This is a genomic window from Cellulosimicrobium sp. So1_17 (assembly GCF_055181235.1).
The window spans coordinates 400,107-418,836 of sequence record NZ_CM143702.1 but is presented as its reverse complement, the minus strand read 5'-3'; the positions used below and the strand labels follow the sequence as shown (position 1 = coordinate 418,836).

18 protein-coding genes are annotated in these 18,730 nt (G+C 71.4%); 11 read left to right on the top strand and 7 right to left on the bottom strand.

From position 1 onward, the window contains the following. Positions 1-35 precede the first annotated feature (35 nt). A complete protein-coding gene (locus ACZCLJ_RS01860) occupies positions 36-737 on the top strand; it encodes a hypothetical protein (protein WP_463105273.1) in 702 nt (233 codons plus the stop codon). A 48-nt stretch (positions 738-785) separates the two neighbouring features. On the opposite strand, the gene ACZCLJ_RS01855 is transcribed toward ACZCLJ_RS01860, so the two are convergent. Next, entirely contained in the window at positions 786-1,733 is a 948-nt protein-coding gene (locus ACZCLJ_RS01855; RefSeq protein ID WP_251151466.1) for an ROK family glucokinase, read from the bottom strand. Between the two features lie 215 nt (positions 1,734-1,948). Between ACZCLJ_RS01855 and ACZCLJ_RS01850 the strand changes: the two genes are divergently transcribed. From ACZCLJ_RS01850 to ACZCLJ_RS01840, 3 genes are all read left to right on the top strand, one after another. Then, positions 1,949-3,766 carry an AMP-dependent synthetase/ligase gene (locus tag ACZCLJ_RS01850; RefSeq protein ID WP_463105272.1) on the top strand — a complete coding sequence of 606 codons (1,818 nt, stop codon included), beginning with the start codon at positions 1,949-1,951 and terminating at the stop codon, positions 3,764-3,766. Between the two features lie 98 nt (positions 3,767-3,864). Further along, positions 3,865-5,715 carry a DEDD exonuclease domain-containing protein gene (locus ACZCLJ_RS01845; RefSeq protein ID WP_463105271.1) on the top strand — a complete coding sequence of 617 codons (1,851 nt, stop codon included), beginning with the start codon at positions 3,865-3,867 and terminating at the stop codon, positions 5,713-5,715. Further along, on the top strand, positions 5,694-5,975 hold the full coding sequence (locus ACZCLJ_RS01840; protein WP_251151469.1) for an Lrp/AsnC family transcriptional regulator: 282 nt from the start codon (positions 5,694-5,696) through the stop codon (positions 5,973-5,975). The genes ACZCLJ_RS01845 and ACZCLJ_RS01840 overlap by 22 nt, the downstream gene beginning before the upstream one ends. A gap of 3 nt (positions 5,976-5,978) precedes the next feature. Here the strand turns inward: ACZCLJ_RS01840 and trpD are convergent, their stop codons facing one another. Then, positions 5,979-7,073 (bottom strand): anthranilate phosphoribosyltransferase, encoded by a 1,095-nt coding sequence (gene trpD / locus ACZCLJ_RS01835; protein WP_463105270.1) that lies wholly within the window; start codon positions 7,071-7,073, stop codon positions 5,979-5,981. A gap of 25 nt (positions 7,074-7,098) precedes the next feature. Continuing rightward, positions 7,099-7,539, bottom strand: a complete 441-nt coding sequence (locus tag ACZCLJ_RS01830; protein ID WP_251151471.1) for a response regulator — start codon at positions 7,537-7,539, stop codon at positions 7,099-7,101. A 287-nt stretch (positions 7,540-7,826) separates the two neighbouring features. Between ACZCLJ_RS01830 and ctaE the strand changes: the two genes are divergently transcribed. The 5 genes from ctaE to ACZCLJ_RS01805 all read left to right on the top strand — a co-directional run bounded on the left by ctaE (position 7,827) and on the right by ACZCLJ_RS01805 (position 12,958). Further along, positions 7,827-8,477, top strand: coding sequence for an aa3-type cytochrome oxidase subunit III (gene ctaE / locus ACZCLJ_RS01825; RefSeq protein ID WP_463105269.1), 651 nt, complete (start codon positions 7,827-7,829; stop codon positions 8,475-8,477). 79 nt (positions 8,478-8,556) lie between these two features. Beyond that, positions 8,557-9,336 carry a cytochrome bc1 complex diheme cytochrome c subunit gene (qcrC, locus tag ACZCLJ_RS01820; protein WP_251151473.1) on the top strand — a complete coding sequence of 260 codons (780 nt, stop codon included), beginning with the start codon at positions 8,557-8,559 and terminating at the stop codon, positions 9,334-9,336. Then, the gene (qcrA, locus tag ACZCLJ_RS01815) at positions 9,333-10,394 is read left to right on the top strand and encodes a cytochrome bc1 complex Rieske iron-sulfur subunit (RefSeq protein ID WP_463105268.1); all 1,062 of its coding nucleotides are present in this window, start codon (positions 9,333-9,335) and stop codon (positions 10,392-10,394) included. The genes qcrC and qcrA overlap by 4 nt, the downstream gene beginning before the upstream one ends. Further along, positions 10,391-12,145 carry a cytochrome bc1 complex cytochrome b subunit gene (gene qcrB, locus ACZCLJ_RS01810; RefSeq protein ID WP_251151474.1) on the top strand — a complete coding sequence of 585 codons (1,755 nt, stop codon included), beginning with the start codon at positions 10,391-10,393 and terminating at the stop codon, positions 12,143-12,145. Before qcrA ends, qcrB begins: the two co-directional genes overlap by 4 nt. 186 nt (positions 12,146-12,331) lie before the next feature. Further along, positions 12,332-12,958, top strand: coding sequence for a superoxide dismutase (locus tag ACZCLJ_RS01805; protein WP_251151475.1), 627 nt, complete (start codon positions 12,332-12,334; stop codon positions 12,956-12,958). Positions 12,959-13,223: 265 nt separating this feature from the next. Here ACZCLJ_RS01805 and ACZCLJ_RS01800 read toward each other — a convergent pair whose 3' ends face one another. The 3 genes from ACZCLJ_RS01800 to ctaC are packed head-to-tail and all read right to left on the bottom strand — an operon-like array spanning position 13,224 to position 16,365. After that, positions 13,224-13,622: a cytochrome c oxidase subunit 4 gene (locus tag ACZCLJ_RS01800; protein ID WP_251151476.1), complete on the bottom strand. Its 399-nt coding sequence runs from the start codon at positions 13,620-13,622 to the stop codon at positions 13,224-13,226. Beyond that, positions 13,619-15,445, bottom strand: coding sequence for an aa3-type cytochrome oxidase subunit I (gene ctaD / locus ACZCLJ_RS01795; protein WP_251151477.1), 1,827 nt, complete (start codon positions 15,443-15,445; stop codon positions 13,619-13,621). The genes ACZCLJ_RS01800 and ctaD overlap by 4 nt, the downstream gene beginning before the upstream one ends. Continuing rightward, positions 15,445-16,365: an aa3-type cytochrome oxidase subunit II gene (gene ctaC / locus ACZCLJ_RS01790; protein ID WP_251151478.1), complete on the bottom strand. Its 921-nt coding sequence runs from the start codon at positions 16,363-16,365 to the stop codon at positions 15,445-15,447. The genes ctaD and ctaC overlap by 1 nt, the downstream gene beginning before the upstream one ends. Positions 16,366-16,733: 368 nt before the next feature. On the opposite strand from ctaC, the gene ACZCLJ_RS01785 reads away from it, so the two are divergent. Both ACZCLJ_RS01785 and ACZCLJ_RS01780 read left to right on the top strand, forming a co-directional pair. Further along, entirely contained in the window at positions 16,734-17,879 is a 1,146-nt protein-coding gene (locus ACZCLJ_RS01785; RefSeq protein WP_463105267.1) for a cysteine desulfurase family protein, read from the top strand. Continuing rightward, entirely contained in the window at positions 17,876-18,151 is a 276-nt protein-coding gene (locus tag ACZCLJ_RS01780; protein ID WP_463105266.1) for a sulfurtransferase TusA family protein, read from the top strand. Before ACZCLJ_RS01785 ends, ACZCLJ_RS01780 begins: the two co-directional genes overlap by 4 nt. 64 nt (positions 18,152-18,215) lie before the next feature. On the opposite strand, the gene erpA is transcribed toward ACZCLJ_RS01780, so the two are convergent. Then, positions 18,216-18,566 (bottom strand): iron-sulfur cluster insertion protein ErpA, encoded by a 351-nt coding sequence (gene erpA, locus ACZCLJ_RS01775; RefSeq protein ID WP_251151481.1) that lies wholly within the window; start codon positions 18,564-18,566, stop codon positions 18,216-18,218. Positions 18,567-18,730 lie beyond the last annotated feature (164 nt).

Sequence of the window (18,730 nt, the reverse complement as noted above, 5' to 3'; positions counted from 1 at the left end):
GCGCGGGACGTGCATCCGACTCTAGAGTGATTGTCATGGCCGCACCGAATGCCCAGCCGGACGCCGGACCCCCCGACGACGTCCCCGAGCCCTCTCCGAGCGGGACGCCCGAACCCTCCGGCACCGATCGACCCGATACCGAGGACACCGACCCCGACGGCGCCGCGCCCGCGGACACCGACCCCGACGACGCCCGGCCCGGCCGCGACGACGCGCGGGCCGCCGACGCGGACCCCGAGGCGCGGCTCGACGTGGACGCGCGCTGGGCCGGCATCGTCGCCGAGCTCGGCGACCTGTCCGACCTCGACCCCGGCCCGGTGCGCCCCGCTCCGGGCGACGCCGAGGCGCCCGGCCGCGGGACGGCGCCGGGCACCGGTGAGGCTCCGCGCGGGCGCGACGTGATCGGGTCCGTACCGGTCGCCCCCTGGGTCCAGCCCCCGGGGCCGCGCGACTGGCCCGCGACGCCCGAGGTGGAGGCGCTCGAGGAGGCCGAGAGCCACTTCGTGCCTCCGGACCCGCCGCTCGTCCTCGGTCGCGACCCGCTGCTGACGATGGCGTGGTCGCTCGTCGTCGGCGTGCCCGTGGTCCTGCTCGTGCTGCTCGTCGTCGCGCGGCCGTTCCCGGTCGTCGTGGCGCAGGTCGGCGGGCTCGCCTTCCTCGCGGGACTGGCCGTGCTGCTCTGGCGCATGCCCCACCGGCGCGACGACGACGACCCTGGGCCGGGCGCCGTCGTCTGAGCGTGCCGCGGGCGGGACGGTCCGACGACCGCCCCGCCCGCGGGCACGTCAGCGACGCGCGAGATCGGCCGCGCCGACGATGCCGGCCTCGTTGCCGTGCTCGGCGAGCTCGATCTTCGCCTCGGGCCGGTGACCGCGGGCGGAGAGCTGGTCGGCGAACGCGCGGCGGACCGGCTGCAGGAGCAGGTCCCCCGCGGCGCCGACGCCGCCGCCGATGACGATGAGCTCCGGGTCGAGCAGCGCGGTCACGGACGCCGCGCCCTCGCCGATCCACCGGCCGAGGTTCGCGAGGAGCTCGACGGCGAGGTCGTCGCCCTCCTGCGCGGCCTGCGTGATCTGGGGGCCCGTGAGCTTGTCGGCGTCCCCGCCGCACAGCTCGAGGAGGCGGCGCGCGCGGTCGGGCTGCGCGATGAGCGCGCCCTGGCCGTCGCGCACGAGCGCCGTGCCGGACGCGTACTGCTCCCAGCAGCCCTCGTGCCCGCACCCGCAGTAGTGACCACCGGGCACGACGCGCATGTGACCCACCTCGGCCGCCACCCCCCACTTCCCGCGCACGAGCCGGCGGTCGACGACGATCGCGCCGCCGAGCCCCGTGCCGACGGTCAGCATGAGCATGTCGCTCGCGTCGCGAGCGACGCCGAACTGGAACTCGGCCCAGCCGGCCGCGTTCGCGTCGTTCTCGACGACGATGCTCACGTCGTCGTCCCCGATCAGGTCGCGCACGTTGCGCGCCAGGGGGTACTCGCGCCAGGCGATGTTGGGTGCGAAGAGCACCGAGGTGCGGTCGGGGCTGACGAACCCGGCGGCCGCGAGCCCGACGGCGCCGACCTCGTGGTCGGTGGTCAGCTCGGCGTACACCTCGGCGATCGCGCGATCGATGCTCGCGACGTCGTCGGGCTCGGTGTCGCGACGCGTCTGGGCGAGGATCTCACCCTTCTCGTCGACGACGCCGGCCGCGATCTTCGTCCCGCCGATGTCCACACCGATGGCGTGCATGTCCCGTCCTCACTCGCTAGAAGTCGCTGACCGAGCCGATGCCGGGCGCCCGCGGCCGGGCACGCGAGGACGCGTCGGGCCGGAACTCCACGCACGCGCGAAACGTTGCGCAAGCAGCGCACAGCGACTGAAGCCTACCGACTTCCGGTGGTCCCCGGCACGCACCGCCACTGGGTAGGGTTCTCCCACCGTCGACTACTGCCACTGGAGCCAGCATGGACGAGATCAGCGCCCCACGGATCGTCGAAGTCGATCCGTCGAAGAACCTCAACGACCTCCTCGCGAGCCGTGTCGCGGCCGACCCGACGGCGCCCATGGTGGAACGCCCGACGGGGCCGGGCGGGTCGTGGGAGGCGCTCAGCGCGCGCGAGTTCGACGCCGAGGTCGTCGCCGTCGCGAAGGGGTTCGTGGCGCGGGGCGTCCAGCCCGGCGACCACGTGGGCATCATGTCGCGGACGCGGTACGAGTGGACGCTCCTCGACTGGGCGACCTGGGCGGCGGGTGCCGTCCCCGTGCCGCTGTACGAGACCTCGAGCCCGGAGCAGGTGCAGTGGATCCTGTCCGACGCGGACGTGCGGCTCCTCGTCGTCGAGACGGAGGCCCATGCCGCGACCGTCGAGGAGGTCCGGCAGAGCACCCCGTCGCTCGGTGACGTCCTCGCGATCGACAGCGGGGCGGTCGCGACCCTCGTCGCGGACGGCGCGGACGTCGACGACGCGGAGATCGTGCGACGTCGTGGCCTCGCCGACCTCGCCGACGTCGCCACCATCATCTACACGTCCGGGACGACGGGCCGCCCGAAGGGCGCGGAGCTGACCCACGAGAACTTCTACTCGCTCACCGTCAACGCGGTCGAGGCCGTGCCCGAGGTCTTCAAGCAGCCCGGCGCGCGCACCCTGCTGTTCATGCCGCTCGCGCACGTGTTCGCGCGCTTCATCGGCGTCCTGGTCGTGGCGGGCGGGACGGTGCTCGGCCACACCCCGGACACGAAGACGCTGCTCGCGGACCTCGCCACGTTCAAGCCGACCTACATCCTGTCGGTGCCGCGCGTGTTCGAGAAGGTCTACAACTCCTCGGAGCAGAAGGCGGCCGCAGGCGGCAAGCTGAAGATCTTCCACTGGGCCGCGGCCACGGCGATCGCCTACTCGCGCGCGCTCGACGACCCCAAGGGCCCGGGCATCGGCCTCACGGTCCAGCACAAGGTCGCCGACGCGCTCGTGTTCAAGAAGCTCCGCCACGCGCTGGGTGGGCACGCGAAGTACGCCGTCTCCGGCGGAGCGCCGCTCGGCGAGCGGCTCGGCCACTTCTACCGCGGCATCGGGGTCCGCATCCTCGAGGGCTACGGCCTCACGGAGACGACGGCGCCCACGGCGGTCAACCGCCCGTCGGCCACCCGGATCGGGACGGTCGGCACCCAGCTCCCCGGGTGCGCCGCGCGCATCGCGGAGGACGGCGAGATCCTCCTCAAGGGGCACCACGTGTTCCGCGGCTACCACGGCAACGACCAGGCGACGCAGGACGCGTTCGTCGACGGCTGGTTCCGCACCGGGGACCTCGGCTCGCTCGACGAGGACGGGTTCCTGCGGATCACGGGCCGCAAGAAGGAGATCATCGTCACGGCGGGCGGGAAGAACGTGGCGCCCGCGATGCTCGAGGACCGGATCCGGGCGCACGCGCTCGTGTCGCAGTGCGTCGTGGTCGGCGACCAGAAGCCGTTCATCGGGGCGCTCGTCACCCTCGACCCGGAGGGCCTGCCCGGCTGGGCCGCCATGCACGGCAAGGGCGAGCTGACCGTCGAGGAGGCGGCGAAGGACGCCGACGTCCTCGCAGCGCTCGACGCGGCCGTGACGCGCGCGAACCAGGCCGTCTCGCGGGCCGAGTCCATCCGCAAGTTCACCGTCCTGACCACGGACTTCACGGTCGAGAACGGCTACCTCACGCCGTCCCTCAAGGTGAAGCGGTCCGAGGTGCTCAAGGCCTTCGCGGCCGACGTCGACGCGATCTACGCCGACGGCACCGCCCCCGTGCGCTGACTCGTCCCGACACCTGACGACGGCCCTCCCGGCACGACCCGGGAGGGCCGTCGTCGTCGGAGGCGTCGTTGTCGGACGTCGTCGCTAGCCTTCCCGCCATGTCGCCGAGCCCGCTGCTGTCACCTCCCCGGACCGGTACGGCGGTGGCAGCGGCGACGACCGGCGCGGCGGTCCAGGCGTCGTTCGAGGACCTGGGGACGCCGCTGAGCGACGTGACGTTCGTCGTCGTCGACCTCGAGACGACGGGCGGGTCGCCTGCGGCCGAGGGCATCACGGAGATCGGGGCCGTCAAGGTCCGCGGCGGCGAGGTGCTGGGCGAGTTCCAGACGCTCGTCGACCCGGGGAGACCGGTCCCGGCCTTCGTGGCGCGGCTGACGGGGATCACGTCGGCGATGGTGGCCACCGCGCCGCGGATCGAGGCGGTCCTGCCGAGCTTCCTCGAGTTCGCGCGCGACGCGGTCCTCGTGGCCCACAACGCGCCGTTCGACGTGTCGTTCCTCAAGGCCGCGTGCGCCGCGGCCGGGTACGAGTGGCCCGGCAACCAGGTGCTCGACACCGTGCCGCTCGCGCGACGCGTCGTCACGCGGGACGAGGCGCCGAACCACAAGCTCTCGACGCTCGCCGCGCTCTTCCGGGCGACCGTCACGCCCGAGCACCGCGCGCTCGCCGACGCGCGCGCCACGGTGGACGTGCTGCACGCCCTGCTCGGCCGCCTCGGCCCGCTCGGCGTGACCCACCTCGAGGACCTCGCCACCGCGACCGACCCCGTGCCTCAGGACGTCCGGCGCAAGCGCCACCTCGCGGACGGTCTGCCGGACGCGCCGGGCGTGTACCTCTTCCGCGGTCCGGGCGACGAGGTCCTGTACGTCGGGACGTCGACCTCCATCCGGCGCCGCGTGCGCTCGTACTTCACCCGCTCCGAGAAGCGTGGGCGCATCACCGAGATGGTCCGCATCGCGCACGCCGTCACCCCGGTCGTGTGCGCGACGCCGCTCGAGGCCCAGGTGCGCGAGCTGCGCCTCATCGCCGAGCACGCGCCGCGGTACAACCGGCGCTCGCGCCACCCCGAGCGCATGGCGTGGGTGCGACTGACCCACGAGGCCTACCCGCGCCTGTCGGTCGTGCGCGACGTGCGGGCGCCCGCCGCGCACATCGGCCCCTTCTCGTCGGGCAAGCAGGCCCAGGCCGCGGTCGACGCGCTCCACGACGCCTTCCCGATCCGGCAGTGCACCCGGCGGCTGCCCCTCGTCGCGAGCACCGGCGCGAGCGCGTGCGTCCTCGCCGAGATGGGACGCTGCTCGGCGCCCTGCACCGCGACGACGCCGGACACGGGCTACGCCGCGGTCGCCGAGGCGGTCCGGGGTGCGCTCGAGGGGGACCCGTCGCAGGTCGTCGCCGAGCTCGGCCGGCGCATCGCGGCGCTCGCCCACGACGAGCGGTACGAGCAGGCAGGAGAGGTCACGCACCGGCTGCGGGCGTTCCTCGCCGGCGCGGGAAGGGCGCAGCGGCTCGCCCCGCTGTCGTCGTGCGAGCAGCTCGTCGCCGCGCGCGAGACGGACGACGGTGGGTGGGAGCTCGTCGTCGTCCGCCACGCCCGCCTCGCCGCGACCGGCGTGAGCCCTCCGGGAGAGGACCCCTGGCCGCTCGTGCGGGCCCTCGTCGCGACGGCGGAGGCCGTCCCCGCGCCGGTGCCGCCCGCCCCGGCGTGCCACCCGCACGAGGCCGAGATCGTGCTCGCGTGGCTCGAGCAGCCCGGGGTCCGCCTCGTGGACGTGACCGGCACGTGGACCTGCCCGGTGCGTTCCGCCCGGTCCCACGCCGATCCCGCCGTCACGGCCCGCGAGGTGGCCCGGCACGGCGTGCCAGCGGACGCCGCGGACCCGGCCGTAGAGTGGGCGCACGACGACGACCCGTCCCCGGAGGAACCATGCTCACCGCCATCGTCCTGATCGACACCGACCCCGCGCGCATCCCGGAGGTCGCCTCGGAGGTCGCCGACCTCAAGGGCGTCAGCGAGGTCTACTCGGTCACCGGCAAGGCGGACCTCGTGGCGATGGTCCGTGTGCAGGAGCACGACCAGCTCGCCGACGTCATCGCGGACCGCATCAGCAAGGTGGCAGGCGTCGTCCGCACCGAGACCTTCATCGCGTTCCGCGCGTACTCGAACGTCGACCTCGAGCAGGCGTTCGCCCTGGGGCTCGACGACTGACGGTCAGTCCCGGGCGGCCGCCTCGGCCCAGCGCGCGAGCACGTCACGCGCCGCGCCCGAGTCGACGCTCGCGGCAGCGAGGGCGTAGGCGGCACGCAGCCTGTCGACGAGCGATCCGTCCGTGGTGCCCGGAAGGGTGGCGTCCGCGACGAGCGCAGCCGCCGCGTTGAGGAGCACGGTCTCGCGCACTGGCCCGGGCTCGCCGTCCAGGAACCGTCGCGCGACCTCCGCGTTGCGAGCGGCGTCCCCGCCCCGCAGGTCCCCGATCGTGATCGGCTCGAGCCCGAGGTCGGCGACGGGGTCGAGCCCGTGCTCGACGACCACGCCGTCGCGCACCTCCCAGACCGTCGCCGTCCCGGTCGCGGCGAGCTCGTCCAGGCCGTCGTCGCCGCGGAAGACGAGCGCCGACGTCCCTCGGGCGGCGAGCACCCCGGCGATGAGCGGCGCCATGCGCCGGTCGGCGACGCCGATCGCCGCAGCGGGCGGCTGCGCGGGGTTGGTCAGCGGGCCGAGCACGTTGAACGCGGTGGGGATGCCCAGCTCCTTGCGGGCGACACCGGCGTGACGCATGGAGGGGTGGAAGACCATCGCGAAGCAGAAGGTGATGCCCGCCTCGTCCGCGATCCGCGCGACCCTCTCCGGACCGTGGTCGAGCCGGATCCCGAGGGCCTCGAGCACGTCCGCCGCACCCGAGGAGGACGTCGCGGCCCGGTTGCCGTGCTTGACCACGCGCGGCCCGGCACCGGCGACGACGAGCGACGCCATGGTCGACACGTTGACGGTGTGCGCCTGGTCGCCGCCCGTGCCGACGATGTCCACCGAGGGTCCGTCGACGGTGAACCTGCTGGCGTGCTCGAGCATCGCGTCGGCGAGACCGGTCAGCTCCGCGACCGTCTCCCCCTTGGCCCGCAGTGCGACGAGGAAGCTCGCGAGGCGTACCGGGGACACCTCGCCGGACATCACCTGGTCCATCGCCCACGCTGCGTCGTCGACCGTCAGGTCGCGCCCTGCGACGAGGTCGGCGAGCAGGGCCGGCCAGGACCGCGTCGCTCCCGTCGTACCCGGTGTCGTGCTGGCGGGATGGGAGGTGGCGGTCACGAGGTCCTGCCCTTCGGCTGGTCGGTCACGGGGCGCCGGCGGCACCCAGCAGGTCGGCGACGGCGCGCTGCAGCTCCACCGCGTCGAACGGGCGCGGCACCGCGTCGTCGGCGAGCGACCACGATGCTAGCCAACCGTCCTGCGGCCTGCCGGTGAGGACCAGGACCGGCGGGCAGCGGTAGATCTCGTTCTTCAGCTGGCGGCACAGCCCCATGCCGCCGGCCTTGTCGGCCTCCCCGTCGAGGACGAGGAGGTCCCAGCCCTGGGTGTCGGCGGCGGTGACGACGGCGTCGGCGGTCGCGACCTCGTGCCACTCGATGTCAGGGCTGCCTGCCCGCAGCCTGCGCCCGACGGCGAGACGCACCTGCTCGCGCACGCTGACGTCGTCGCTGTACAGCAGGATGCGCGGCGCACGCGCCTGGGGCGCCGCGGCGTCCCCGTGCGTGGTCGTCACGGTCGTCGTCATCGTCGTCACCGTCACCTTCGTCCTCGGCAGTCGGAGCGGGCGGGCGATGGAGCCCGGCTCACGCTGGCATCTTGGCACGTCCGGAGGCCCGGCAGCACCCCGCAGGGCCTGTCCGTGAGGGGTGAACCGCCCTGCGGACCGAACGCCGACCCACCACCGATTTCATGGCACTTCACGATGATCCGTCACCAAGTGCAGGACTGCGTGGGGAGATCTGGAGACTTTGTGAGATTCACCGCCTCCGGGTGGCATGCCCGGTGCCGCGAAGCACCCTGACGTCGGCCATAATGGCTGGTGTGTCGACCGCAACGGCTGCCCCCCACGCCCATCAGCACGTGAGCGTCAACCGACCGAACCCCGTGTCGGTCGGGACGATCGTGTGGCTGGCCAGCGAGCTCATGTTCTTCGCCGGCCTGTTCGCCATGTACTTCACCGTCCGCTCGGTGATGCCCGCCGACGAGTGGGCGGCCGAGGCGGACAAGCTCAACCTCACCTTCGCGGCGATCAACACGACCGTGCTGGTGCTGTCGTCGGTGACGTGCCAGATGGGCGTGTGGGCCGCGGAGCGGTTCCAGCCCGTGCGCACCGGCTCGATCTGGCAGGTCAACCGCTGGGGCATGAACGAGTGGATCACGCTGACGTTCCTCATGGGCGCCTTCTTCATCGGCGGCCAGGTCTTCGAGTACGCGGAGCTCGTCGAGCACGGCGTCTCGATCTCGTCGACGCCGTACGGCTCGGTCTTCTACATCACGACGGGCTTCCACGGCCTGCACGTGGTGGGCGGACTCATCGCCTTCCTCTTCCTTCTGGGCCGCTCGTTCTCGGCCAAGAACTTCGGGCACCACGAGGCCACGACGGGCATCGTGACGTCCTACTACTGGCACTTCGTCGACGTCGTGTGGATCGCGCTGTTCTTCGTGATCTACATCCTGCGCTGACGGGGTCCGGGGCCGCCCCGGCCCTCTCCCTCAGCATCTCCCGCCCCTGCTCCCCCACCTGCGAGACGAGGATCATTTCGTGAAGGCACTCGCCGCCCGCAGACACCACCGCTTCGCGCCGGTCGTGCTGCTGCTGCTGGCGCTGCTGGTCACCGGTGGCGTCTACGCCGCCCTTGCACCGACCCCGGCGAACGCCGAGACCGCCAGCACCGAGGACATCGAGACCGGCCAGAAGCTGTTCCAGGCCAACTGCGCCACGTGCCACGGGCCGAACGCGGAGGGCACCGAGTCCGCTCCGTCGCTCGTCGGCGTCGGCGCGGCATCGGTCGACTTCCAGGTGTCCACCGGCCGCATGCCCATGCAGATGGACGGACCGCAGGCGCTCCAGAAGCCCCGCCAGTTCGACGAGGAGCAGACGGCGCAGCTCGCCGCCTACGTCGCGTCGCTCGGAGCCGGTCCCGCGATCCCGACGGACGAGCAGGTCGACGCCGAGCTCGGCAACATCGCCAACGGCGCCGCGATCTTCAGGACGAACTGCGCCATGTGCCACAACGCGGTCGGCGCGGGTGGCGCGCTGTCGGAGGGCAAGTTCGCGCCCCCGCTGTGGGACGTCTCCGAGCGCAACATCTACCAGGCGATGCTCACCGGGCCGCAGTCGATGCCCGTGTTCAACGACGCGACCGTGACGCCCGAGGAGAAGCGCGACGTCATCGCCTTCCTCGTCGACCAGCGCGAGGGCTCGGCCGGCGGCCTGAGCCTCGGCTCGCTCGGTCCTGTCAGCGAGGGCGTCTGGGCCTGGATCGTGGGCATGGGTCTCCTCATCGGGGCCGCAGTGTGGATCGGAGCGAAGTCCTCGTGAGCGACTACCAGAACCCGCGCTCGCCCGAGTCCTCGCACCGCGAGGTCGGGCACCGCGACGAGCACGGCACCCTCGAGACGTTCCCGGACCCCGGTCTGCCGGAGCACAAGAGCCGTCAGGCCGACCGCGACCCGCGGGCCGCGAAGCGTGCAGAACGTCAGACCGCGACGCTGTTCGGGATCTCCGTCATCGGCACCATCGCCTCGATGGTCGTCTACTTCGCGCTGCCGCCGGACGGCACCACGGCCGGCGTCCGTCTCTCGACGCTCTCGCTCGGCGTGGCGATCGCGTTCGCGCTGCTCGGCATCGGCCTCGGTGCCGTGCACTGGGCCAAGACCCTGATGTCCGACCACGAGAAGGTCGACGAGCGCCACGCGATCGCGAGCGACGAGGAGACCCGCGTCGCGGCGATCGCCGAGCTCGAGGCCGGCGTGAAGGACTCGGGCATCGCCCGCCGCGGGGTCCTCAAGGGCGCCGTGATCTCGGCCCTCGCGCTCTTCCCGCTGACCATCGCCGTGCCGCTCGTGAGCAGCGTCGGCGGCGACTGGAACGTCTCCAAGCTCAAGCACACGATGTGGAAGCAGGGGACGCGGCTCGCGATCGACCCGTCGGGCCGCCCCATCAAGGCGGCGGACGTGACCATCGGCTCCGTCGTGCACATCATCCCGGACGTCTCCGAGGAGGAGCGTCAGTCCCACGAGTGGATCACGGAGAAGGCCAAGGCCGTCGTCCTCCTGGTCCGTCTCGACCCGCGCGACCTGCACGCCGACCAGTCACCCGAGGGTGAGACCTGGTCCTACGACGGGATCGTCGCGTTCTCCAAGATCTGCACGCACGTCGGCTGCCCCGTTGCGCTCTACGAGCAGCAGACGCACCACCTGCTGTGCCCCTGCCACCAGTCGACGTTCGACGTGGCCGACGGCGCGAAGGTGGTCTTCGGCCCCGCCAAGCGGCCGTTGCCGCAGCTGCCGATCACCGTTGATGACGAGGGCTACCTGGTCGCGCAGAGCGACTTCCACGAGCCCATCGGTCCGAGCTTCTGGGAGCGTCTGAAGTGACCACCAGCACCGGCAACGCCGCACCGACCGCCCGCGCCGGCGGTGCCGCACCCACGTCTCGCGCGGGCAAGGCCGCGGACTACCTCGACCAGCGCACGAGCATCGGCGGCGCGGTCCGCGAGTTCGCGCGCAAGGTCTTCCCCGACCACTGGTCGTTCCTGCTCGGCGAGATCGCGCTCTACTCGTTCATCGTGCTCATCATCACGGGCGTCTTCCTGACGATGTTCTTCGTGCCGAGCATGTCGCTCGTCACCTACCACGGCGAGCCGGCGACCATGGACGGCCAGCTCATGTCGGACGCGTTCGCGTCGACGCTCACCATGTCGTTCGAGGTGCGCGGCGGTCTGCTCATGCGGCAGATCCACCACTGGGCCGCGCTGATCTTCATGGCCGCGATCGTGACGCACATGATGCGCGTCTTCTTCACCGGCGCGTTCCGCAAGCCGCGCGAGGTCAACTGGATCGTCGGCATGCTCCTCATGATCATGGGGCTCGCCGCCGGCTTCTCCGGCTACTCGCTGCCCGACGACGTCCTGTCCGGCAACGGCCTGCGCATCACCGACGGCGTCGTCAAGGCGATCCCGCTCATCGGCTCGTACCTGTCGTACTTCATCTTCGGTGGCGAGTTCCCCGGCGAGCACATCATCCCGAGACTGTTCACCGTGCACATCCTGCTCGTGCCCGGGCTGATCCTGGCGCTCGTCGCCCTGCACCTGTTCTTCGTCGTGCTGCACAAGCACACGCAGTACCCGGGCGGCGGCCGCACCGACAAGAACGTGGTCGGCTTCCCGCTGTTCCCGGTGTACGTCGCCAAGGCCGGTGGCTTCTTCTTCGTGGTGTTCGGCATCCTCGCCCTGATGGGCGGCACGATGGCGATCAACAACGTGTGGAACTACGGACCGTACGACCCGTCGCCCGTCTCCGCGGGAGCTCAACCCGACTGGTACATGCTGTTCCTCGAAGGGTCGCTACGACTCATGCCGGGGCAGACGGAGTTCGTCATCGGCGGCTACACGCTGTCGCTCAACGTCCTCATCCCCGCCGTGGTGATCCCCGGCCTGCTGTTCACGTTCCTCTTCGTCTACCCGTTCCTCGAGGCGGCCGTGACGAAGGACAAGCGCGAGCACCACGTCCTCGACCGTCCCCGCAACGTGCCCGTCCGCACCGGGCTGGGCGTCGCGTTCCTCACGGCGTTCATCATCCTGGCGCTCGCCGGGTCGAACGACCTCATCGCGACGCACTTCTCGATGTCGATCAACACGATCACCTGGGTGTTCCGGATCCTGTTCTTCGTCGGTCCGTGGTTCGCGTACTGGATCACGAAGCGCATCTGCCTGGGTCTCCAGCGCAAGGACCGCGAGCTCGTGCTCCACGGGCACGAGACCGGACGTATCGTCCGCTTCGCGCACGGCGAGTACATCGAGGTCCACCGCCCGCTGGACGAGCAGGAGCGTTGGCTCCGCGTGAACTACCAGGCGCACGCCCCGCTCGAGATCGAGCCGGCGACCGACTCGCGCGGCGTCCGGCGCAAGGGCTACAAGAGCGACAAGCGCATGCAGCGCCTCTCCCGGTTCTTCTACGAGGACCGTGTGGAGCCGGTGACGCCCGTCGAGCTCGCCGCTGCGCACTCGCACGGGGAGCACGACGCGATCGAGGGCGGCTCCCACGCCGAGCTCGAGACCGGTGCCGCCGTCGGTGGTGGCCGCGACCTCGTCGAGCCCGAGGGCGGTGCCGACGAGCGTCGACCCTGACGTTCCTGCACAGTAGGACGATGACCCGCGACACGACCTCTCGGACTTCCGAGGGCCGGTCGCGGGTCATCGGCGTCTCCGGGAGCCGGTGACCGCTCCACTCCGTCGCCGCTCCCCCGATCGCCCGTCGACCAGCCGCCGTGCCGGCACCAGGCCTGCGGTGGCCCGAACCAGGAGGAATTCCGGATGCCTGTCTACACGCTGCCCGAGCTGTCCTACGACTACGGTGCGCTGGAGCCGCACATCTCCGGGCGGATCATGGAGCTGCACCACTCCAAGCACCACCAGGCCTACGTCACCGGCGCCAACACCGCCCTGGAGAAGCTCGCCGACGCCCGCGAGTCCGGCGACTTCGCCGCGATCAACCTCCACGAGAAGAACCTCGCGTTCAACCTCGGCGGCCACGTCAACCACTCCGCCTTCTGGACCAACCTCTCCCCCGAGGGCGGCGGCGAGCCCACCGGCGAGATCGGCGCCGCGATCGACGAGAACTTCGGCTCCTTCGACGCCTTCAAGAAGCAGTTCGCCGCCGTCGCCGCGGGCGTCCAGGGCTCCGGCTGGGCCATCCTCGCCTGGGACTCCATCGGCCAGAAGCTCATCACCGTCCAGCTCTACGACCAGCAGGGCAACATCGCCCTCGGCCTGACCCCCATCGTCCTGCTCGACGTCTGGGAGCACGCCTACTACCTCGACTACCAGAACGTACGCGCCGACTACGTCACCGCCTGGTGGAACCTCGTCAACTGGTCCGACGCCGAAGCCCGCCTCCAGCGCGCCAAGACCCAGACCGCCGGACTCATCGTCCCCGCCTGACGACACCGCCTGACGACACAGCCTGACGAACCCTGCCGGGCACCACCCCCCGACAACGCCGAGAACGCCCTGGGGGCCGTTATCCATCGGATAACGGCCCCCAGGACGTTCTCGGCACCGTGCCCTGCCGTGGTTCGGCGCGTCACCGTGCTTGCTGCGACACCGCAGTCACCTCTCCACGACTCAGCTCTCCACGACGTCGGGCCCGGGCCTCCGCGAGGAGGGCCGGGCCCGACGTTCGTCCGCCAAGGGCGGGAAGGGTATATCAGTGGGCGTGCTGCCCGCGCGAGAACTCGAAGACCCAGCCCACCAGCGCGATCGCGCCGACCGCGACGCCGACGTAGACCAGCCACCAGCCGACGGCGAGGCCGAGGAACGTGATGGCACCGGCGGACGCGATCGCGAGCGGCCACCAGCTCCACGGCGCGTACACGCCCTGGTCGCCGGCACCCTGCTCGACGAGCCCGTCCGGGTCGTCCTCGGGGCGGTCGTCGATCCGCTTGCCCGTCAGCCACAGGTAGGCGCCGATCATCGCGACGAGGCCCGCCGTGAGGAGGATGGCCACGGAGCCGACCGGCTCCCAGCCGCTCATGAACCCGTAGACGACTCCTGCCAGCACGAAGAACGGCGTCCCGTAGAGGAACAGCTTGTACTCGACCCTCACTTGCCCGTCTCCTCGTCCGTGGTGCCCGTGGTGCCGGGCTCGTCGATGATCGTCGTCGTCGAGGACCTGCTCGCCTCGTCGCTGCCGCTCAGGCGGTCGAGCGCCACGCTCTTCTCGCCGCGACGGTCGGCCTCGCCGTACACCTGCTCGAGGATGTTCGGGTTCGGCTCGGCGTGGTCCATCGCCGCGACCTCGGGGTGGTGCAGGTCGAAGGCCGGCGACTCGGAGCGGATGCGCGGCAGCGACGTGAAGTTGTGCCGGGGCGGCGGGCAGGACGTGGCCCACTCGAGCGAGCGGCCGTAGCCCCACGGGTCGTCCACCTGCACCTTGGGCGCGTTGCGCCACGTCGTGTAGACGTTCCAGAGGAAGGGCAGCGTCGACGCCGCGAGGATGAACGCACCCACGGTCGACACCTGGTTCTCCCAGGTGAAGCCGTCCGACGGAGCGTAGTCCGCGTACCGGCGGGGCATGCCCTCGACACCCAGCCAGTGCTGGATGAGGAACGTGGTGTGGAAGCCGATGAACAGCAGCCAGAAGTGGATCTTGCCGAGGCGCTCGTTGAGCATCCGGCCCGTGAACTTGGGCCACCAGAAGTAGAAGCCGGCGAACATCGCGAAGACGACGGTCCCGAACACGACGTAGTGGAAGTGCGCCACGACGAAGTACGAGTCGGAGAGGGAGAAGTCCAGCGCCGGGCTCGAGAGGATGATGCCCGTGAGCCCGCCGAAGAGGAACGTGACGAGGAAGCCGATCGACCAGAGCATCGGCGTCTCGAACGTGAGCTTGCCGCGCCACATCGTGCCGATCCAGTTGAAGAACTTCACGCCGGTCGGGACGGCGATGAGCATCGTCATGAAGGCGAAGAAGGGCAGCAGGACCGCACCTGTCACGTACATGTGGTGCGCCCAGACCGTCACCGAGAGCGCTGCGATCGCGATGGTCGCGTACACCAGACCCTTGTAGCCGAAGATCGGCTTGCGGCTGAACACCGGCAGGATCTCGGTGACGATGCCGAAGAACGGCAGCGCGATGATGTAGACCTCGGGGTGCCCGAAGAACCAGAACAGGTGCTGCCAGAGGATCGCGCCCCCGTTCTCGGGGTTGAAGATCTGAGCCCCGAGCCGGCGGTCCGCACCGAGCGCGAAGAGCGCGGAGGCCAGGGGCGGGAACGCCATGAGCACGAGCAGGCTCGTGACGAGGGTGTTCCAGGTGAAGATCGGCATCCGGAACATCGTCATGCCGGGCGCGCGCATCGTGATGATCGTGGTGATGAAGTTGACGGCGCCGAGGATCGTGCCGAAGCCGGCGAGGGCGAGCCCGAACACCCAGAGGTCTCCCCCGAGCCCTGGACTGAACGTGGTGTTCGACAGCGGCGCGTAGGCGAACCACCCGAACGACGCGGCGCCCTGGGGCGTGAAGAAGCCCGCCGACGCGATGAGGCCCCCGAAGAGGTAGAGCCAGTACGCGAACATGTTCAGCCGCGGGAACGCGACGTCCGGGGCACCGATCTGCAGCGGCATGATGACGTTCGCGAAGCCCGCGAAGAGCGGGGTGGCGAACAGCAGCAGCATGATCGTGCCGTGCATCGTGAAGAGCTGGTTGTACTGCTCCTTGCTCTGCACGAGCTGGATCCCGGGCTCGAAGAGCTCCGCCCGGATCACGAGGGCCATGAGGCCACCGATGCAGAAGAAGATGAACGACGAGATCAGGTACAGGTACCCGATCGTCTTGTGGTCGGTGGACGTGACCCACTTGATCACGGTCCGTCCCAAGGTCTGGCGCCGGGGCGCGAGACCGGGGATGACTTCGGCCTGCGCGACCATCAGTGCTCACCCTCCGTGGTAGCGGCGACGGGGTTCGGGTCCTGGAGGCGGCTGAAGCCGTCGACGGGGATCTGGCCCTCCTGGCCCTTGTCGCGGAGCGCCTCCATCTGCGCGTCGAACTCGGCGCGGTCGACGACCTCGACGTTGAACAGCATGCCCGAGTGGTGCTCGCCGCAGAGCTCGGCGCACTTCCCGGCGTAGACGCCCTCGCGCTCCGGGGTCACGACGAACTCGTTCGTGCGGTGCGGGATCATGTCCTGCTTGTAGAGGAACGCGGGGATCCAGAACGAGTGGATGACGTCGCGCGAGTCGAGCACGAACCGGATGCTCTCGCCGGCGGGCAGGTACAGCGTCGGCAGCACCTCTCCCGTGCCGGGCGCACCGTCGATCGCGGCGTCCTCGGTCAGCGTCTCACCGACGTTCGCCAGGTGCTGACCGGTCTCGTAGACGTCCTCGTCGACGTAGTTGAAGTCCCAGCTCCACTGCTTGCCGATGACCTGGACGGTCATGTCGGACTCGACGTCCTTGTCCTGGATCGCGCTCATGTCGCGGTCCGTGTAGAAGAACAGGACGAGGACCATGAGAATCGGCACAGCCGTGTACATGATCTCGAGCGGCAGGTGGTAGCGCGTCTGGACCGGCAGGACGTGGTCGTCCTTGCGCTTGCGGTAGGCGGCGACGCACCACAGCATCAGGCCCCACGTGATGATGCCGACGATGAGGGCGGCGATCCAGGAGCCGTTCCACAACGAGGTGATGCGTGCGGTCTGGTTGGTCACCTCCCCGTCGTCGTATCCGGGCAGGAACCCACGCTGGACCGTGTCGCTGGCACAGCCGGACGCCACCGCCGCGACGGCGACGGCGAGTGCCGTCGCCCGCAGGATGGTGCGCCGTGTGCGGCTAGGGGGTTGCGAGTGCAAGGGGGGCCTTTCACGTCACGTCCTGCCCGAACCCGTCTCCACGAGCCCAGCACAGGACCTTCGTCCTCGACACACGAAGCCTAGCGCGGGATTCCGCCGCTCGTGCCCCGGAACGCCGTGCACGGAGGGGAGATCCCCGACACGTCCGGGCCGGTCAGGCCTGGTTCGGAACACGCCGGGCGACTCTGTCAGATCCCTCGCCCGCACCGCCGCGGGGGCGTTCGGCGGTACCGTGCTCGTGTCTCGCGCACGAGACCCTGGGAGACCGCGCGAGCGCAACGATCCTGCCGGGTCGCCCGCGGTCGGCGACCCGGGCCGGCACGTGCGGCCCCCCGGCCGACCGCTCCCCACGCGATGCTGGAGACCTTGTGACGCACACCACCCGCGCAGCCCGCGTCCGCCTCGACAACGGAGGGCGAGCGCCCTGGCACCCGCTCGCGCGCGAGGCCTTCGAGCAGGCGCTGGACGACGGCTGGGCGGACCCGCGCCGCCTCCACGCGGAAGGTCGCCGTGCCGCGGCGCTGCTCGACGGCGCGCGGGAGGCCGTGGCCTCCGCGCTCGGGGTGAGGACCGAGGAGGTCGTCTTCACGCCGTCGCACACCGCGTCGCTCCACACGGCCGTCGCGGCGCTCGCCGCGGGACGACGACGCGTCGGCTCGCGCGTCGTCGTGGGCGCGGTCGAGCGTGCCGCGGTGCTGCACGCCGCCGAGCACGGCGGGCTCGACCGGGTCGTCGTCCCCGTGGACGGCTCCGGACGCGTGCGGTCCGGCGAGATGTGCGACGCCGTGGCCCGGCCGGGGACCGCCCTCGCCGCGCTGCAGCACGCCAACGGCGAGGTGGGGACTCTCCAGCCGCTCGCCGAGGTCCACGAGGCCGCGCGCGCGGCGGGCGTCCCCGTGCTCGTCGACGCGGGCGCCAGCCTCGGGCACGCCTCCGTCGAGGAGTCGTGGGACGCGCTCGCCGCGGACCCGGGCGACTGGGGTGCTGCGCCCGGCGTGGCGGTGCTCGCCCTGCGCTCGCGCGTCCGACGGCGCAGCCCGTTCCCGGAGGACCCGGACCCCTTCGCGCCCGGCGGCGTCAGCGTCCCCGCCGCGTTCTCGGCCGCCGTGGGCCTCCAGGCCGTCCTCGCGGACCGCGAGGCGCAGGACGAGCGCCGACGCGCGCTCGTCGACCGCGTCCGCACGCGCGTCGCCACGATCCCCGACGTCGAGGTGGTGGGCGACGCCGTCGACCGGCTCCCCCACGTCGTGACGTTCTCGTTCCTCTACGTCGACGGGGAGGCGCTGCTCACCGAGCTCGACCGGGACGGGATCGCGGTCGGCTCGGGCTCGGCGTGCACGTCCAGCGCGCTCGAGCCGTCCCACGTGCTCGCGGCGATGGGCGTCCTCACCCACGGGAACGTCCGGATCGCGATCGACCGCTCGACGACCGAGGAGGACGTCGAGCGCCTCCTCGGGGTGCTGCCGGGCGCCGTCGCCCGCGTGCGCTCCGCGCTCGGGGTCGAGGGCCTGTGAGCACCGACGACGTGCCCGCCGCAGCGGGCGGGGCCCCGGGGCCGGACGTGGTGGACGCCCGCGGGCTGCGCTGCCCGCTCCCCGTGATCCGCCTCGCCGCGGCGGCGCGCGACCATGGGACCGGCGACCTGCTCACCGTCTGGTCGACGGACCCGGCCGCTCGTCTCGACGTGCCGGCCTGGGCACGTATGCGCGGCCACCGCGTCGTCGTGGAGCGCGAGCTGGCCGGCGCACCGGCGGCGTGGGCGATCACGGTCGAGCTCGGTCCCTGAGGGGACGACGAGAGCCCGGCCCCCGAGGGGACCGGGCTCTCGTGGAGTCCGCCGGGGCGGCGCGTCAGCTGAAGGAGCCGCCGCACGCGCAGGCGCTGCCCGCGTTGGGGTTGTCGATGGTGAAGCCCTGCTTCTCGATCGTGTCGGCGAAGTCGATCGTCGCCCCCTCGAGGTACGGGACGCTCATCTTGTCGACCACGACCTCGACGCCGTCGTAGTCGCGCAGGGCATCGCCCTCGAGAAGACGCTCGTCGAAGTAGAGCTGGTAGATCAGGCCGGAACAGCCGCCGGGCTGCACCGCGACGCGCAGACGCAGGTCGTCGCGGCCCTCCTGCTCGAGGAGGGTGCGGACCTTGTCCGCGGCCACATCGGTCAGGTCGACGCCGTGGGTGGCAATCTCGGTGGTCTCGCTCATCTCGTCTCCGCGCTGTCGGGGGCACGTGGTGCCCCGGTGGTGGCCGGCTATCCGTGGCCTCTCGAGCTGGTCCCCCGAGAGATCCCGTCAGGTCCACAACACCACACGTGCCGGTCGTGTTCCCGAGTCTACGACGCGTCCGGGGCGTACGGTCGAACGGCGGT

Bases quoted from the DNA above. Each gene is read 5' to 3' on its own strand.
- ACZCLJ_RS01860 (WP_463105273.1), top strand. From the start codon at position 36: ATGGCCGCACCGAATGCCCAGCCGGACGCCGGACCCCCCGACGACGTC.
- ACZCLJ_RS01855 (WP_251151466.1), bottom strand. From the start codon at position 1,733: ATGCACGCCATCGGTGTGGACATCGGCGGGACGAAGATCGCGGCCGGC.
- ACZCLJ_RS01850 (WP_463105272.1), top strand. From the start codon at position 1,949: ATGGACGAGATCAGCGCCCCACGGATCGTCGAAGTCGATCCGTCGAAG.
- ACZCLJ_RS01845 (WP_463105271.1), top strand. From the start codon at position 3,865: ATGTCGCCGAGCCCGCTGCTGTCACCTCCCCGGACCGGTACGGCGGTG.
- ACZCLJ_RS01840 (WP_251151469.1), top strand. From the start codon at position 5,694: ATGCTCACCGCCATCGTCCTGATCGACACCGACCCCGCGCGCATCCCG.
- ACZCLJ_RS01830 (WP_251151471.1), bottom strand. From the start codon at position 7,539: ATGACGACGACCGTGACGACCACGCACGGGGACGCCGCGGCGCCCCAG.
- ctaE (WP_463105269.1), top strand. From the start codon at position 7,827: ATGGCTGGTGTGTCGACCGCAACGGCTGCCCCCCACGCCCATCAGCAC.
- ACZCLJ_RS01805 (WP_251151475.1), top strand. From the start codon at position 12,332: ATGCCTGTCTACACGCTGCCCGAGCTGTCCTACGACTACGGTGCGCTG.
- ctaD (WP_251151477.1), bottom strand. From the start codon at position 15,445: ATGGTCGCGCAGGCCGAAGTCATCCCCGGTCTCGCGCCCCGGCGCCAG.
- erpA (WP_251151481.1), bottom strand. From the start codon at position 18,566: ATGAGCGAGACCACCGAGATTGCCACCCACGGCGTCGACCTGACCGAT.